Here is a 17,059-nt window from a genome sequence, read left to right on the forward strand (position 1 = left end):
TCAGCCCTGCGACAGCAGCTGGCGCAGGTCGATGACCGCCGCGTTGGCGCGGGAGATGTAGTTGGCCATGACCAGCGAATGGTTGGCCCACATGCCGAAACCACTGCCGTTGAGCACCATCGGGCTCCACAGGGGCTCTTGCGAGGCCTCCAGTTCCCGGATGATCTGACGCACACTCACGGTCGCGTTCTTCTTGGCCAGCACGTCGGCGAAATCGACTTCGATCGCACGCAGCAGGTGCGACAGTGCCCAGGCCTGGCCACGGGCTTCGTAGAACACGTCGTCGATCTTCAGCCATGGGGTTTCCACGACTTCCTCGTCCACCTGCGGCGCCTGACCAGCCACCACGGACTCGGTCTTGAGCGTGGTGTTGAGCTTCACGCGGCCTACGCTGGCCGAGAGACGTTGCGATAGCGAGCCCAGGCGGGTAGCGACGTCGCCCAGCCAGTTGTTCAGGTTATCTGCGCGGGTATAGAAGATCGCGCCCTTGTCACCCGAAGCCAGGCGAGCCTGGTAGCGCGTCAGCGACTTGATGCCTTCTTCGAATTCCGATTCGCTGGACGGCAGGATCCAGCTCTTGTAATCGAAGTTGAAGCGCGGCTCGGCCTTGGCCAGGTCGGCATCTTCGGTCGATTGCGACTGGGAGCGGGCGAAGTCCTTGCGCAGCGCGCGGGAAAGGTCACGCACCTGGACCAGTACGCCGTACTCCCAGTTGGGCATGTTGTCCATCCACAAGCCAGGCGGGAGACGGTCGTTGGCAATGTAGCCACCTGGCTTGTTCAGCAAGGTGCTCGCCACGGTCTTGAGCGTTTCGACAGTGGTGTAGCCCACTACCATCTGCTGGCCATTACGCTCGGCTGCGCTCTGCGCGTTCTGCTGAACCGGGAACAATTCGGGCTCCTGGCTCCAGTACCAGGAAAGGCCGATACACACCAGCAGGTAAAGCCCAACCAGGGCTAACAGTGAGCGGCCTAACAGGCCACCAAAATAGCTACGGGCGGCAGCGCCGCGGCCGTCGACACGCTCGCGGGGCTCGGCTTTGGCCTCGCGGTTTTTCCAGTCCAGCATGGCTATATCCTTGATCAGTCACGACGGTTCAGGGGCTTTGACCACAGGCCTACGCCAGGGTGCCACGGCAAGCCCGCCTGACAGCACTATAAAGCAGACACCGCCTTACGCATAAGCGACCCCTTGGTCGGTAACTGAATAGTCATTCAGCCCACTTTGTTGAAAGGGGGCACGCCTACGCAGCTCAAGAACTGCTAGCATAGAGCCATCACTGCCCCTGCATACCCCTAACGACAAGTAGCCAGGACATGAGCCAAGCAGTTGAGCCGAGCCCGCAGTGCCCCCCTGAGCATCTTGTGCGTAGCGGCCTGCGCAAGGACGACCCACGCGACCAGTTGCTGCTGGCGCCCCAGCGCAGGCCGGTCTATATCCTCTTGCAGGACCACGACCGCGCCGAACGCCTGGCCCAGCAACTGGAGTTCTTCGGCCTGGGCGTACAGGCCTTGCCCACTGCCGATGCCTTTCGCGCATCGGTAGGCGAATGCCCGCCTTCGGCGGTCATCATGGACGTCGACTTCAATGGGGTCGGCCAGGGCCTGGCGTTGGCGGCCGAAGTCCAGGCGCGGCAGGCCAAACCCCTGCCGCTGCTGTTCTTCAGCCACCACGAAACCGACACTCCTACGCGCTTGGCCGCCGTGCGGGCCGGCGGGCGCGATTTCCTCACCGGCACACTGGAGGCTTCCAGCCTGCTGGAGAAGGTCGAGCGCCTGACCGATGCCGCGCCGTACGATCCCCTGCGCGTACTGATCATCGATGACTCACGCACCCAGGCCCTGTTCACGGAACGGGTGCTGGCAGGCGCCGGGATGATCACTCGCAGCCTGACCGACCCGATCGCCACCATGGCCGAGCTGGCTGATTTCCAGCCTGACCTGATCATCCTCGACCTGTACATGCCGGCGTGCACCGGCCCTGAACTGGCCAAGGTGATTCGCCACAACGACCGCTACGTCAGCGTACCGATCATCTATCTGTCGGCCGAGGATGACCTGGACAAGCAGCTCGAGGCCATGAGCGAAGGCGGCGATGATTTTCTGACCAAGCCGTTTCGCTCGCGCCACCTGATCACCACCGTGCGCAACCGCGCTGCCCGCGCTCGGCATCTGAAGGCGCGCATGGTCCGCGACAGCCTGACCGGGTTGTACAACCACACGCATATCCTGCAGTTGCTCGAGGATTGCAGCTTCCGTGCCCGCCGCGAACAGCAGCCGCTGAGTTTTGCCATGCTCGACATCGACCGGTTCAAGAAAATCAACGACCGCCATGGCCACCCCATGGGCGACCGGGTGATCAAGAGCCTGGCGCTGTTTCTCAAGCAGCGCCTGCGCAAGACCGACTTCATTGGCCGCTACGGCGGCGAAGAGTTCGCCATCGTCATGCCCAATACCGCCCTGGAGGCGGCGTACAAGGTGCTCGATGACATCCGCGGGCGTTTTGCCGAAATCCTCTACCCGGCCCAACCCCATGACCTGCGCTGTACGTTCAGTGCAGGCGTCGTGCAACTCGATGACGGGCTCGATGCCCTGACCATGGCCAGCGCGGCCGACGAGGCGCTATACCGGGCCAAGCATGCAGGACGTAATTGCGTGGTGCGTGTGGAGCCCTGAAGGGGTGGGCAAAGAATAAAGGCACTTTGCCATTCAATTGCGTGCCGCCGTCATCATCGCGTCACACGAACGCAATAACTTCAGGCCCCTGACTCTTCCCTCCCCCGCAGGAAGCACGCGGCTATGCGCCTGAAATGGCTAACCAATTTGAATACATTGTTGCTGGTGACGGTGTGCATTGCTCTGGGCGTCACGCTGTGGTGGTCGCAGCGGGCGCTGGAGCGTCCCTACCAGATGATGGAACGCTACCTGACCCTGTCGCGCCATTTTCAGACTGAGGCTGCCCAGAACATTCAAGCTTATCTTGGTAGCGGCGATGCCGTGCGCCATGCGGCGGCACTGCAGGCCACGGAGCAACTGCAAGCTTCGCTGGCCGACTGGCCCGAGGCGCTGGCCAGCCAACTGCGCCCCAGCCTGGACCACCTCCAGGCCTTCAGCGCGGGCGAGTTGCTGGCAGCCGGAAAGCTGGCCGGTGACCCCCAGGCGCTGTTGCTGCAAGCCGAACGCGAGCTGGGGGCCAACCTGGAGCAACTGACCACCTATGCGCGCGACAGCACCAACCCCGACGCTGGGCGCTATCTGCTGCCGCTTGTTGAGGCAACCCTGCACCTGAGCAGGCTGGGCCTGGCGCGGGAGAAGCTGGTGGGCAGCGGCCGGCCCGAACTGGCGACTGAGCTGGAGCGCGAGCTGCAATCGATCCAGGCCCAGGCGCAGGTCATCGAAGGCTTGCCGCTGCTGGGCGTGACCCGTATTGCCGAATCGGACGCGGATGACTTTGCCGCGCTGATGGGTTTGCAGAACGATACCCGCGCCCAGCAAGAAGACGTCGCCGTGGGCCTCAAGCGCGAGCTGCAAAGCCTGGTTGGGCGCTACCCGGCCGAGCTGCAACGTACCCGTACCCAGATCGCCCAGCGCGCCGCCCTGGCGACCCGCGCCACGCAACAGCTGGAGGCAGTGCGCCAGGCCATCGCGGCCCTGGAGCCACAAGTGCGCAGCCTGCATGGCAGCATCGCGGGGGAAGTGCGCACCCTGCAAGGGGCGATGATCGTGATGATCCTGCTGATCGCCCTGCTCATCGACACCCTGCAACGTCGCCTTGCACGCACCCTCACCGGCTTGGTGCCTGCGCTGTCGCGCTGGGCCGAGGGCGATTTTACCCAGCCTGTCGAAATGGGCAGGACCAACCGCGAGTTGCATGACATCCAGGCTTCGCTCAATCGCCTGCGCCAGTACCTGGTCGAACTGGTAGGCGCATTGCGGCACAATGCCGCGCAAGTGGCCGGCAGCAGTCATGCGCTGGCCGACATGAGTGCTGCCTTGCACGATGGCGCACAACGACAGGCCGGGGATACCGGGCAGATTCGCGACGCGCTTGGGGAACTGGAAGCGACCATCCAGCAGGTGGCTGGCGACGCCAGCGCTGCGGCCCTGGCCAGTCGTGACGCAGGCCGGGCCGTGGAACAGGGTCAGGCTGTGATCGGGCAAAGTCTGTCGGGTCTACGCACGCTGGTCGACGAGGTGCAAGGCAACGCCCGCATGATCGAACAACTGGCAGAGGAATCGGCCACGATCGGTGGCGTGCTGACGGTGATCCGGTCCATTGCGGAACAGACTAACCTGCTGGCACTCAATGCCGCCATCGAAGCCGCCCGCGCTGGCGAGATGGGTCGCGGGTTCGCTGTGGTGGCCGACGAAGTCCGTACCCTGGCCCAGCGCACCACTGGTGCCACTGGGGAAATCCAGACCCTGATCGACAGGTTGCAGCAGGCAGCCAAGGGCGCCGTGGACGGTACGCGGGTACAACTGAAGCATGCCGAGGCCACTGCCAACCAGGCCCAGACTGCCGATGGCGCATTGGACGAAATCGTGTGTGCGATCCGTACTATCGCCGACACTGCCCTGCGCATTGCCGAAGTGACGGCGCAACAAAGTGATGCGGTCAGCGAGATCCGTGACCACAGCGAGCGGATTCATCAGCTGGGTGGCGATAACCTGCAACGCATCGGTGAGGGGCGTGAGCAAGGCGATCACCTGCTCAGCCTGGGCAGTGCCCTGAACCAGGCGGTGGGTGCCTTCAGGGTCTGAACCGACCGCCCTGGCTCCACGAAATAGCCTTAGACCATCACCGGCAAGGCGGGCGGGCCCACACATGGTTCCTTGAGCGCCAACTCCGTTATGATGCGCGGCACGTTCGATCTTGCGAGTTCACCATGCGCCGCCTGTTTTTCCTGTTGTGCCTACTGCTGGCCAGCCCGGTGTTCGCCACGGGGCTGCTGGACAATCGCCCCAGCGCTACCCTCGGGGCTTCCTCACTGGCCGGCAACGCCGATTTCCTCCCGGTACACGAAGCCTTCAAGCTGAGCCTTATCCAGGCCGACGCCCATGCCATCAAGCTGCGCCTGGTGGCCACCGACGGCTACTACCTGTACCGCCACCGCTTCGTGTTTCGCACCGAGCCGGCCGACATCGCACTGGGCACGCCGGTCATCCCGAAGGGCGAGGCCAAACATGACGAGTTCTTCGGCGATGTGGAGGTGTATCACGGCATCGTCGACATTGAATTGCCACGCAATGACCCCAGGGCCTTCACCTTGCAGGTGGGTTACCAGGGCTGCGCTGACAAAGGCTTGTGCTACCCACCTGAAACCGAACACCTGAGCATTGAAGGTGAAGGTGCGCCGAGCAGCCAGGCCGCACACGCTTGGGAGTGGAAAGCGCTCTTGCTGTTCTTCATCGCCGGCGTGGGCCTGACGTTCACGCCGTGCGTGTTGCCCATGCTGCCCATTCTTTCGGGGGTGGTTTTGCGCGGTCAGGCAGGTGGGCTGCGTGGGCTGTCGTTGTCACTGGCCTATGTGCTGTCCATGGCCGCCAGCTTTGCCGCCCTTGGGGCCTTGATGGGCCTGTTCGGCGCAGGCCTCAACCTGCAGGCGCGCCTGCAGTCGGCCTGGGTGCTGGTGCCTTTCGCGCTGTTCTTCGTGGCTTTCGCCTTGGCCATGTTCGGCTTGTTCGAACTCAAGCTGCCCCAGGCCCTGAGCAACCGCCTGGACGGGGTCGCCAATCGCACCCAAGGCGGCTCGCTGCTGGGCGCGGCGGCCTTGGGCGTATTGTCCAGCCTGTTGGTTTCACCTTGCGTTTCGGCGCCGCTGGCGGGTGCGTTGCTGTATATCAGCGCCAGTGGAGACGCCTTGGGCGGTGCGCTCAAACTGTTCGCGCTGGGCCTGGGCATGGGTGCCCCGCTGCTGCTGGTCGCCACCGGTGGCGCCGCCTGGTTGCCGAAAAGCGGCCCATGGCTCAACAGCGTGAAGAACGCCATCGGCGTCCTGTTGCTGGGGCTGGCCATCGGTTTGCTCAGCAGGGTCTTGCCAGGGCCTGTCACCCTGGGGCTGATCGGTTTGCTCGCTGCCGGGGTGGCCGTGTTCTTGGGGACCCTGGAGTTCGTCGTGAAGACGCCTCGCCAACGCCTGGCCCAACTGCTTGGCCTGGCACTGCTGGTCTACGCCCTGGCCTGCTGGTATGGCGCCCTCAGCGGCCAGGGTGATCCGCTGCGACCGTTGCCCCCTACAGGAGGGAGCACGGCTGGTCAGGCTGCGTCCCCTGCCCAGGCGTGGCGAACACTGACCACCGCCCAGGCGCTCGATGCTGCACTGGCCGATGCCAAGGCCGCAGGCCAGCCAGTGCTGCTGGACTGGTACGCAGACTGGTGCATCAGTTGCAAAGTCATCGAGCACGAGGTGTTGAATGCACCTCAGGTGCTGCCCCAGCTGGCGGGTTTCAAACTGCTGCGCGTGGATGTGACGCGCAGCGATGCGGCCCAGCGTGCCCTGCTGGACCGCTATCGATTGTTCGGCCCGCCGGCATTGATGTTCTTTGCCGCCAACGGCAGCGAACTGACCGCTGATCGGGTGATTGGCGAGATAAATGCCGAGAACTTTGCGTCCATTTTGTCCCGCGTTCGCGGCCAGGCAGGCCTGTAACGGCCCGCTGGCATGGGAACATGTCGGCGCTCAGTGACCGGATCCTGCTATCTGGTCACATACTTCGCGCGAATCTCGCTCATCGTGCTGGCTATTGCCGGGAACTGGACACTTGCCGTCGCTTTAGGCACACTCGCCGCGCTGTGTCGAATTGCCCTACAAATCCAAGGAACTCGCAGATGGCAACGCTACTGGTGCTTCACGGCCCCAATCTGAACCTGCTCGGTACGCGCGAGCCCGGCCATTACGGCGCCGTGACCCTGGCCCAGATCAACCAGGACCTGGAGCAACGTGCTCGCGCCGCGGGCCACCATTTGCAGTATTTGCAGAGCAACGCCGAATACGAGTTGATCGATCGTATTCATGCGGCACGCAACGAGGGTGTGGATTTCATCCTGATCAATCCGGCTGCATTCACCCACACAAGTGTTGCATTACGTGACGCATTGCTCGCGGTGAGCATCCCATTCATCGAAGTGCACCTGTCCAACGTGCACAAACGCGAACCGTTCCGTCATCACTCCTACTTTTCCGATGTAGCCGTAGGGGTGATCTGCGGTCTGGGCGCCAGCGGTTATCGCCTGGCCCTGGATTCCGCGCTGGAACAGCTGGCTGCCAACGCACAGCCCAAATGATGAAAGCCCTGGCCTCGGTGGTCAGGGTCAAGAGAAGCGTGTCGACACGCTTTAACAATTTCGCCCCCTGACCGAACCTTTGGGAGTTGATGATTAATGGATATCCGTAAAGTCAAGAAACTGATCGAGCTGCTGGAAGAGTCTGGCATCGACGAGCTGGAGATCAAGGAAGGCGAAGAGTCGGTTCGCATCAGCCGTCACAGCAAGACCCCAGCTGCCCAGCAGTTCTACGCACCTGCCCCGATGGCTGCGCCTGCCGCTGCCCCGGTCGCCGCTGCCGCACCTGCTGTCGAAGCTGCCGCCGCGGCACCGGCCCTCAAAGGCACCGTCATCCGCTCGCCAATGGTAGGCACCTTCTACCGCAAGCCTTCGCCGACCTCGCCGAACTTCGCTGAAGTGGGCCAGAGCGTGAAGAAAGGCGACACCCTGTGCATCGTCGAAGCCATGAAGATGATGAACCACATCGAAGCCGATGTCGGCGGTGTCATCGACGCCATCCTGGTAGAAGACGGCCAGCCGGTTGAGTTCGACCAGCCGCTGTTCACCATCGTTTGAATCGCGGAGAGCCAACGATGTCTGGGAAGCTCGAAAAAGTCCTGATCGCCAACCGCGGGGAAATTGCCCTGCGGATCCTGCGTGCCTGCAAAGAGCTGGGTATCAAGACCGTCGCCGTGCACTCCACCGCCGACCGTGAACTGATGCACCTGGGCCTGGCAGACGAGTCGGTCTGCATCGGTCCTGCATCGTCAAAGGATTCGTACCTGCACATCCCGGCGATCATCGCCGCTGCCGAAGTCACCGGCGCGACCGCGATTCACCCCGGTTACGGCTTCCTGGCGGAAAACGCCGATTTTGCCGAGCAGGTCGAGAAGTCCGGCTTTGCCTTCATCGGCCCCAAGGCCGACACCATTCGCCTGATGGGCGACAAGGTCTCGGCCAAGGACGCGATGATCAAGTCGGGCGTCCCGACCGTGCCGGGCTCCGACGGCCCGCTGCCGGAAGACGAAGAAGTTGCGTTGGCCATCGCCCGCGACGTCGGCTACCCGGTGATCATCAAGGCCGCCGGTGGCGGTGGTGGTCGCGGCATGCGTGTGGTGCACAAGGAAGAGGATTTGATCGCCTCGGCCAAGCTCACCCGTACCGAAGCCGGTGCAGCCTTCGGCAACCCGATGGTGTACCTGGAGAAATTCCTGACCAACCCACGTCACGTGGAAGTACAGGTCTTGTCCGACGGCCAGGGCAATGCAATCCACCTCGGTGACCGCGATTGCTCCCTGCAACGCCGCCACCAAAAGGTGCTGGAAGAGGCCCCGGCCCCAGGCATCGACGAGAAAGCACGCCAGGAAGTATTCAAGCGCTGCGTAGACGCGTGCATCGAGATCGGCTACCGCGGTGCGGGGACGTTCGAGTTCCTGTACGAAGATGGCCGCTTCTACTTCATCGAGATGAACACCCGTGTGCAGGTTGAGCACCCGGTGTCGGAGATGGTTACAGGCATCGACATCGTCAAGGAGATGCTGAGCATCGCCGCTGGCAACAAGCTGTCGTTCCGTCAGGAGGACGTGGTGGTCCACGGCCATTCGCTGGAATGCCGTATCAACGCCGAAGACCCGAAGAAGTTCATCCCGAGCCCTGGCAAGGTGAAGCACTTCCACGCACCGGGCGGCAACGGCGTGCGTGTCGATTCGCACCTGTACAGCGGTTATTCGGTTCCGCCGAACTATGACTCGCTGATCGGCAAGCTGATCACCTGGGGCAAGGACCGTGACGAAGCCATGGCCCGCATGCGCAATGCCCTGGACGAGATCGTCGTCGATGGCATCAAGACCAACATCCCGCTGCACCGTGATCTGGTGCGTGATGAAGGCTTCTGCAAAGGCGGCATCAACATTCACTACCTCGAGCACAAACTGGCCAACCAGGACTGATCGCGTAGTGTGAAGTACAAGAACCCCGGACTGGCTCCGGGGTTTTTTATTGCCTGTTTGGGCTTGATCAATGGCTGATGCGGCCCTTCAGGGTGCTTGTGGCCAAGTCCGACCTAGCAGAGCAATCTGCGCATCCCCGTGACCCTCTCTGACTGGCGTGAATTAATGATCTGGCTTGTATGTTCGATCTGAAGACCGCAGAAGTCCGAACGCAGGTTCTGTGTAGGAAGGCCCCCTGAAGTCGCGATCAGCGGTGCCTGAACTGTCGCGCGGGCAGAAGCCGCAACAAGCTGCAGCTGCGACTCTACCCCTTCATACGAGGCATCTCGATGCGGTGCTCGTGCACCCGGCGATACAGCGTCGCACGCGAAATACCCAACGCCTGGGCAGCCTCGGCGGGCTTCCAGCGATGGCGAATCAACGCATCCAGCAACCGTTGCCGCGCCGGGCAGGACGCCTCGCTCGTTACCCGGCCAACCTCCTGCCCACGAACCTCCTCCGGCAGGTCAAGCAGGCGCAACTGCCCTCCCTCGTTCACGGCGCAGGCATAACGCAACACCTGCCGCAACTGGCGCAGGTTCCCCGGCCAGCGATACTCCAGCAATGCCTGCAAGGCATCGTCGGCCAGCGCCACGCTCACCCCACACGCATCGGCCTCTTCGGCCAGCAACTGGTGAATGAGCCCCAGCCGGTCTTCGCGCTCGCGCAGCGCCGGCAACGCGAAGCGGGCGTTGGCCAGGCGAAAATACAAGTCCTCACGAAACTGCCCCTGCTCCACCCTCGCTGCCAGGTCGCGGTGCGTAGCGCAGATCACCTGAATGTCCACGCGCTGGCGCCGCGCAGCCCCCAAAGGTGCTACCTCACCCTCAGCCAGCACCCGCAACAGGCGGGTCTGCAGGCTCAGTGGCATGTCGCCAATCTCGTCCAGAAACAGCGTGCCGCCATCGGCCTGGTGTACAAGCCCTTGCATACCCTTGCTCGACGCCCCGGTGAAGGCTCCCGCGACATAACCAAACAGCTCGCTCTCGATCAGGTTCTCGGGGATGGCGGCGCAGTTGAGCGTGACGAACGGGCCGTTGCCGCGCTTGCTTTGCTGGTGCAGCTGGCGAGCGAAGACTTCCTTGCCTGTACCCGTCTCGCCCTGCACCAGCACGGCAAGGTTACAATCCTTGACCCGCGTGGCCAGGCGCAAATGTTGTTCGATGCGTCGGTCCAGGCCTTGCAGCAAAGGCTCGACCGGCGGCTTGCGCTGTGGGGCGCTGACCCGGCCATACAGCTCGCCCAACCCTGGCAGACGTTGCGCCGACGCGTTGCTGACACGTCGCAATTGCGCCTGGTCGAACAGCTCACCAATGTGAGCAGGCAAGCGCCCCAGGCGTTGCATCAGGCGTTGCCGTGTCAGGCTGTTCATCGCCTGCAGGCGGCCGTCGGCGTCCCAGGCCAGCAGGTAGTCAGGCTGGCTTTCCACATAACCTGGTGTGCCGTGGGCACGCATCACCCAGTGGCCCTGGGCGCTGTGCATGAAAAAGGCGTTTTCGATTTCGCGTGCGGTCTGCTCGACCAGTTGCCGGATCAGGTGCTGGCTGCGGCGGTCGTCGGGCGAGCGCAGGGCAGAGACGTCCAGCACCCCCAGCAACTCGCCAAAGGGGTCGAAAACAGGCGCCGCGCTACAGGTCAGGCCGATGAAGGCAGCGCGAAAGTGATCGCGCTTGTGCACGGTGACCGGTGCCTTGGTGGTCAGTACTGCCGCTACCCCGCAGGTACCCTCCTCCCCCTCCGACCAGCAGGTGCCCAGGTACAGACCGGCCTTGCGGCAGTCAGTGCGAATGGTCGATTCGACCCGGTAATCGATGGTGCGGCCCTGTGCATCGGTCAGTAGCACGCAGTAGTCGGCCTCACGCACCTGTTCGTGCAGGCGCGCCACGGCGTCCCCGGCAATGCGCAGGAACAGCTCCGAGCGCTCTCGGCATTCATTGAGCAGCGCCTGGGAAAGAATACGCGGCCCTTGCTCGGAGGCGGGATCGAGACGGTACAGCTCCATGGAGCGACGCCAGGAATCGAGGATCAACGGCGGTACTGGCGCCTGGGGCAGACGGTCGGCGTTCTTCAGTACCCTGCTGACGCAGTCGACGTGAGCGCGGGAGTTCGCGGCAAGCATTCAGGCCCTCCGGTTCTCGTTGCTGTTCTTGTGGTTGTGCAGCCATTAAGCGCCTGCGCGCAGGCCTGGACAAGCACGGTGTGATCAAAGGTGTGGTTGAGACGCAGCGTCTCAACGTCTCGCCGCACAACGCCCAGGCCGGCACCTGGCGTCTCAGCACGGTAGCCCGCCTGGCAGCGGTAAAGACCATGCAAGGACTCTGCGACGGACCTTTGCGGGGTTTCGTGCAAAGCTGGCACCGCGCTTGCTCTGGTCCTTGCAAACAAGAACACGAGGTGCGCCATGCCGCTACCCGCCCCACTGGTCGGCATCATTGCCAACCCTGCTTCAGGCCGAGACCTGCGTCGCCTGACCGCCACTGCCGGCTTGTACTCCAGCACCGACAAGGCCGCCGCCATCGCCCGCCTGCTCGCCGCATTCGGCGCCACGGGTGTCGGCCACGTGCTGATGCCCAGCGACATGACCGGCATCGCCGCTGCCGTGGTCAAGGCCTGCGCCGGGCCGATGGCGCGCGATCAGCACTGGCCTGCCCTCGAGATACTCGACCTGCCCCTGACCCAGACCGTCAGCGACACCCGGCTTGCCACGCGCAACATGGTCGCGCGGGGGGTGTCGCTGATCGCTGTGCTGGGGGGCGACGGTACCCACAAGGCCGTGGCGGCAGAAGCTGGCGACGTACCCCTGCTGACCTTGTCCACCGGCACCAACAACGCCTTCCCGGAGCTGCGCGAAGCGACCAGCGCGGGGCTTGCAGGCGGCCTGATCGTCGGCGGCAAGGTGCCAACCTCCATCGGCCTGCGCCGCAACAAACGCTTGCTGGTCAGGGTGCCCCAGCAGCAACTGAGCGAATGGGCGCTGGTGGAGGTAGCGGTGTCGCCCCAGCGTTTCATCGGCGCGCGGGCGCTGAGCCGCAGCGAAGACCTGAGCGAAATCTTCGCCTGCTTCGCCGAGCCCCACGCGATTGGCTTGTCGGCACTGTGCGGCCTGTGGAATCCGGTCTCGCGGCAAGCGCCCCACGGCGCCTGGGTGCGCTTGGACGAGAACGCCGGGCAGGCGCTGCTGGCCCCTGTGGCCCCTGGCGTGCTGCAAGGCTGCGGCATCACCGCCTCCGGCCACATGGCGCCCGACGAACCGTACCGCCCGGCCCTCGTCCAGGGCACCTTGGCCCTGGACGGCGAGCGGGAAATCGAATTCTGCGCCCATGACACCCCCACCATCACCCTCGATCACCTGGGCCCGTTGAGTGTGGACGTGCAGGCAGTGCTCACGCATGCCGCCCAGCATCGTCTGCTGGCTTTACCCCTGGGCCACCCGCTGCACCCCGCGACCCGTTGAGACAACCCCGGAGAACAACAAGATGTCCAATCAACCGAGTTCCGCACAACTGCTGCATGCCTATGAAGTGATGCGCACCATTCGTGCCTTCGAAGAACGCCTGCACGTCGAGTTCGCCACAGGCGAAATACCCGGCTTCGTTCACCTTTACGCCGGTGAAGAGGCCAGCGCGGCGGGGGTGATGGCCCACCTGCGCGACAGCGATTGCATTGCCTCCAACCATCGCGGCCATGGCCACTGCATCGCCAAGGGCGTGGATGTGTACGGCATGATGGCCGAGATCTACGGCAAGAAGACCGGGGTCTGCGGTGGCAAGGGCGGCTCGATGCACATTGCCGACCTGGGCAAGGGCATGCTCGGCGCCAACGGTATCGTCGGCGCTGGCGCACCCTTGGTGGTAGGCGCTGCGCTGGCAGCCAAGCTCAAGGGTCGCGACGATGTGTCCGTGGTCTTCTTCGGCGATGGCGCCTCCAATGAAGGCGCAGTGTTCGAAGCCATGAACATGGCTGCGATCATGAACCTGCCGTGCATCTTCGTCGCCGAGAACAATGGTTATGCCGAAGCCACCGCGTCCAACTGGTCAGTGGCCTGCGATCACATAGCCGACCGCGCCGCCGGCTTCGGCATGCCAGGGGTCACCATCGACGGCTTCGATTTCTTCGCGGTTCACGAGGCCGCCGGTGCCGCCATCGAGCGCGCACGTGCCGGCCAGGGGCCGTCGCTGATCGAGGTCAAGCTCAGCCGCTACTACGGCCACTTCGAGGGCGATGCGCAAACCTACCGCGCCCCCGATGAAGTGAAGAACTTGCGCGAAACCCGCGACTGCCTGCTGCAGTTCCGCGACAAGACCGTGCGCGCGGGTCTGCTCGAAGCAGGCCAACTGGACAGCATCGATGCCCGCGTCGAGGACCTGATCGAGGATGCCGTGCAACGCGCCAAGTCCGACCCCAAGCCGCAACCTGCCGACCTGCTCACCGACGTCTACGTCGCCTATCCCTGAGCCGCTCAAAACAAGAACAACAGGAGAACCACCATGGCAAGAAAGATCAGTTACCAGCAGGCCATCAACGAAGCCCTGGCCCAGGAAATGCGCCGTGACGATACCGTGTTCATCATTGGTGAGGATGTGGCCGGCGGTGCAGGCGCGCCTGGCGAAGACGATGCCTGGGGTGGCGTGCTGGGCGTGACCAAGGGCCTGTATCACCAGTTTCCAGGCCGCGTACTGGATGCGCCGCTCTCGGAGATCGGCTACGTAGGCGCCGCCGTCGGCGCGGCCACCCAGGGCCTGCGCCCAGTCTGCGAACTGATGTTCGTCGACTTCGCCGGCTGCTGCCTGGACCAGATCCTCAATCAGGCGGCCAAGTTTCGTTACATGTTCGGCGGCAAGGCCGTGACCCCGCTGGTCATGCGCACTATGTACGGCGCCGGGCTGCGTGCCGCGGCCCAGCATTCGCAGATGCTCACCTCGCTGTGGACGCACATCCCGGGCCTGAAGGTGGTGTGCCCGTCCTCGCCTTACGACGCCAAGGGCCTGCTGATCCAGGCCATCCGCGACAACGACCCGGTGATCTTCTGCGAACACAAGCTGCTGTACGGCATGCAGGGCGAAGTACCGGAGGAGGTGTACACGGTGCCGTTCGGCGAAGCCAATTACCTGCGCGATGGCAGCGATGTCACCCTGGTGACGTATGGCCGCATGGTGCATGTGGCCATGGAAGCCGCCAACAACCTGGCCCGTCAGGGCATCGACTGCGAAGTCCTGGACCTGCGCACCACCAGCCCGCTGGACGAAGACAGCATCCTTGAAAGTGTCGAAAAGACCGGGCGCCTGGTGGTGATCGACGAAGCCAACCCCCGGTGCTCGATGGCCACGGACATCAGCGCCCTGGTTGCGCAGAAGGCATTCGGTGCGCTGAAGGGGCCCATCGAAATGGTGACGGCGCCGCATACGCCCGTTCCGTTTTCCGACGCTCTGGAAGACCTGTATATCCCCGACGCTGCCAAAATCGAAACAGCCGTGCGCACCGTTATCGACGCTGCAAGGAGCGCCGCATGAGCCAGATCCATACCCTGACCATGCCCAAATGGGGGTTGTCGATGACCGAGGGCCGGGTGGACACCTGGCTCAAGCAGGAAGGCGACGTCATCACCAAGGGCGACGAAGTGCTGGACGTGGAGACGGACAAGATCAGCAGCAGCGTCGAGGCGCCGTTCAGTGGCGTGCTGCGCCGCCTGGTGGCCAGGCCGGACGAGACCCTGCCGGTGGGTGCGCTGTTGGCCGTGGTGGTAGAAGGCGAAGCCGACGACGCCGACATCGACGCTGTGGTACAGCGCTTTCAGGCCGAGTTCGTGGCCGACGGTAGCACCGACCAGGCCCAAGGCCCGGCGCCGCAGAAAGCCGAGGTGAAGGGGCGCTTGTTGCGCTGGTTCGAACTGGGCGAAGGCGGGACGCCCTTGGTGCTGGTACATGGCTTTGGCGGCGACCTCAACAACTGGCTGTTCAACCACCCTGCCCTGGCCGCCGAGCGACGGGTAATCGCCCTCGACCTGCCGGGCCATGGCGAGTCGGCCAAAGCCTTGCAGCGCGGTGACCTGGAGGAACTGAGCGAAACGGTGCTGGCCCTGCTCGATCACCTGGACATTCCACGTGCTCATCTGGTCGGTCACTCCATGGGCGGTGCGGTTTGCCTGGGCCTTGCGCGCCTGGCACCGCACCGGGTGGCCAGCCTTGGCCTGATCGCCAGCGCGGGTCTGGGCGAGGCCATCAATGGGCAGTACCTGCAAGGGTTCGTCGCGGCCAGTAGCCGCAACGCCCTCAAGCCGCAGATGGTGCAACTGTTCGCCGATCCGGCCTTGGTCACGCGGCAACTGCTCGAAGACATGCTCAAGTTCAAGCGCCTGGAGGGCGTAGACCAGGCGCTGCAGGTGCTGGCCTCGGCCCTGGCCGACGGCGACCGGCAACGCCACGACCTGCGCAGCGTCCTGGGCCAGCACCCGGCCCTGGTGATCTGGGGCGAGAAGGACGCGATCATTCCGGCCAGTCATGCCCAGGGTCTGGAGGCCCAGGTGGTCGTCGTGCCGGAAGCTGGCCACATGGTGCAGATGGAGGCCGCCGACACGGTCAACCAGCACCTGCTCGCTTTCCTGCGCAGCCATTGACCCTTCCTGGCTTCTGGAGATTCCTATGAACGACTTGAGCAATCCACACATGCGCGCGGCGGTCTGGCACGGGCGCAACGACATCCGGGTCGAGCAGGTGCCCCTGCCGGCCGACCCTGCACCTGGGTGGGTGCAGATCCAGGTGGACTGGTGCGGCATCTGCGGCTCGGACCTGCACGAATACGTGGCCGGACCGGTCTTCATCCCGGTCGACGCGCCACACCCGCTGACCGGTATTCAGGGCCAATGCATCCTCGGCCACGAGTTCTGCGGCCGGATCGCCAAGCTCGGCGCAGGCGTCGAGGGCTATGCCGTGGGCGATCCGGTGGCGGCAGATGCCTGCCAGCACTGTGGCACCTGTTATTACTGTACCCACGGGATGTACAACATCTGTGAGCGCCTGGCGTTCACAGGCTTGATGAACAATGGCGCCTTCGCCGAGCGGGTCAATGTGCCGGCCAATCTGCTCTACCGGCTGCCGCCCGGTTTCCCGGCCGAGGCAGGGGCCCTGATCGAACCGCTGGCGGTCGGCATGCACGCGGTCAAAAAAGCAGGCAGCCTGCTGGGCCAGACCGTGGTGGTGGTGGGCGCCGGTACCATCGGACTGTGCACCATCATGTGCGCCAAGGCGGCAGGCGCGGCGCGGGTGATCGCCCTGGAGATGTCTTCGGCGCGCAAAGCCAAGGCATTGGAAGTGGGCGCCAGCGTGGTCCTGGACCCCAATCAGTGCGATGCGTTGGCCGAGATTCGTGCGCTCACCGCCGGGCTGGGGGCTGACGTGAGCTTCGAGTGCATCGGCAACAAGCACACGGCCAAGCTGGCCATCGACACCCTTCGCAAGGCCGGCAAGTGCGTGATGGTGGGAATTTTCGAGGAGCCGAGCGAATTCAACTTCTTCGAACTGGTGTCCACCGAGAAGCAGGTGATCGGTGCGCTGGCCTATAACGGCGAGTTCGCCGACGTGATCGCCTTCATCGCCGACGGTCGGTTGGATATACGCCCGCTGGTGACCGGCCGCATCGGGCTGGAGCAGATCGTCGAACTGGGGTTCGAGGAACTGGTGAACAACAAGGAGGAAAACGTGAAGATCATCGTGTCGCCGGGATTGGGTCGCTAGGCGCACGGTATCGAAGTTCCCCTGGGGCGGCCTGATCAGGCCGCCCCTACCCGAGGCCCCATCGCTTGCAAACGGGGC

13 protein-coding genes are annotated in these 17,059 nt (G+C 64.0%); 11 read left to right on the forward strand and 2 right to left on the reverse strand.

Features of this window, described 5'->3' with window-relative positions; translation table 11 throughout:
* Nucleotides 1-1,068, reverse strand: a complete 1,068-nt coding sequence (locus B2J77_RS18245; RefSeq protein WP_058639416.1) for a DUF2333 family protein — start codon at nt 1,066-1,068, stop codon at nt 1-3.
* 248 nt (nt 1,069-1,316) lie between these two features.
* On the opposite strand from B2J77_RS18245, the gene B2J77_RS18250 reads away from it, so the two are divergent.
* The 6 genes from B2J77_RS18250 to accC all read left to right on the forward strand — a co-directional run bounded on the left by B2J77_RS18250 (nt 1,317) and on the right by accC (nt 9,212).
* Nucleotides 1,317-2,675 (forward strand): sensor domain-containing diguanylate cyclase, encoded by a 1,359-nt coding sequence (locus B2J77_RS18250; protein WP_078479170.1) that lies wholly within the window; start codon nt 1,317-1,319, stop codon nt 2,673-2,675.
* Between the two features lie 237 nt (nt 2,676-2,912).
* Complete coding sequence (locus B2J77_RS18255) at nt 2,913-4,760, forward strand: methyl-accepting chemotaxis protein (RefSeq protein WP_416231927.1); 1,848 nt, start codon at nt 2,913-2,915, stop codon at nt 4,758-4,760.
* A 125-nt stretch (nt 4,761-4,885) separates the two neighbouring features.
* Entirely contained in the window at nt 4,886-6,649 is a 1,764-nt protein-coding gene (locus B2J77_RS18260; protein ID WP_078479172.1) for a protein-disulfide reductase DsbD, read from the forward strand.
* Nucleotides 6,650-6,828: 179 nt separating this feature from the next.
* Entirely contained in the window at nt 6,829-7,284 is a 456-nt protein-coding gene (gene aroQ, locus B2J77_RS18265; protein ID WP_078479173.1) for a type II 3-dehydroquinate dehydratase, read from the forward strand.
* A gap of 96 nt (nt 7,285-7,380) precedes the next feature.
* Nucleotides 7,381-7,839 carry an acetyl-CoA carboxylase biotin carboxyl carrier protein gene (accB, locus tag B2J77_RS18270; protein WP_023535179.1) on the forward strand — a complete coding sequence of 153 codons (459 nt, stop codon included), beginning with the start codon at nt 7,381-7,383 and terminating at the stop codon, nt 7,837-7,839.
* 17 nt (nt 7,840-7,856) lie between these two features.
* On the forward strand, nt 7,857-9,212 hold the full coding sequence (gene accC, locus B2J77_RS18275) for an acetyl-CoA carboxylase biotin carboxylase subunit (RefSeq protein ID WP_058639420.1): 1,356 nt from the start codon (nt 7,857-7,859) through the stop codon (nt 9,210-9,212).
* A gap of 304 nt (nt 9,213-9,516) precedes the next feature.
* Here accC and B2J77_RS18280 read toward each other — a convergent pair whose 3' ends face one another.
* A complete protein-coding gene (locus tag B2J77_RS18280) occupies nt 9,517-11,370 on the reverse strand; it encodes a sigma-54-dependent Fis family transcriptional regulator (RefSeq protein ID WP_058639421.1) in 1,854 nt (617 codons plus the stop codon).
* Nucleotides 11,371-11,652: 282 nt separating this feature from the next.
* Between B2J77_RS18280 and B2J77_RS18285 the strand changes: the two genes are divergently transcribed.
* From B2J77_RS18285 to B2J77_RS18305, 5 genes are read left to right on the forward strand one after another with little or no spacing between them, the layout of a single operon-like run.
* Nucleotides 11,653-12,705, forward strand: a complete 1,053-nt coding sequence (locus B2J77_RS18285) for an NAD(+)/NADH kinase (protein WP_078479174.1) — start codon at nt 11,653-11,655, stop codon at nt 12,703-12,705.
* Nucleotides 12,706-12,727: 22 nt separating this feature from the next.
* The gene (locus B2J77_RS18290) at nt 12,728-13,705 is read left to right on the forward strand and encodes a thiamine pyrophosphate-dependent dehydrogenase E1 component subunit alpha (RefSeq protein WP_058605309.1); all 978 of its coding nucleotides are present in this window, start codon (nt 12,728-12,730) and stop codon (nt 13,703-13,705) included.
* A gap of 33 nt (nt 13,706-13,738) precedes the next feature.
* Nucleotides 13,739-14,761, forward strand: coding sequence for an alpha-ketoacid dehydrogenase subunit beta (locus tag B2J77_RS18295; protein WP_058639423.1), 1,023 nt, complete (start codon nt 13,739-13,741; stop codon nt 14,759-14,761).
* The gene (locus tag B2J77_RS18300; RefSeq protein ID WP_078479175.1) at nt 14,758-15,864 is read left to right on the forward strand and encodes an acetoin dehydrogenase dihydrolipoyllysine-residue acetyltransferase subunit; all 1,107 of its coding nucleotides are present in this window, start codon (nt 14,758-14,760) and stop codon (nt 15,862-15,864) included. Before B2J77_RS18295 ends, B2J77_RS18300 begins: the two co-directional genes overlap by 4 nt.
* Nucleotides 15,865-15,913: 49 nt before the next feature.
* The gene (locus tag B2J77_RS18305) at nt 15,914-16,981 is read left to right on the forward strand and encodes a 2,3-butanediol dehydrogenase (protein ID WP_228385201.1); all 1,068 of its coding nucleotides are present in this window, start codon (nt 15,914-15,916) and stop codon (nt 16,979-16,981) included.
* Nucleotides 16,982-17,059 lie beyond the last annotated feature (78 nt).

The organism is Pseudomonas parafulva, assembly GCF_002021815.1.
In the GTDB taxonomy this organism is placed as follows: Bacteria; Pseudomonadota; Gammaproteobacteria; order Pseudomonadales; family Pseudomonadaceae; genus Aquipseudomonas; species Aquipseudomonas parafulva_B.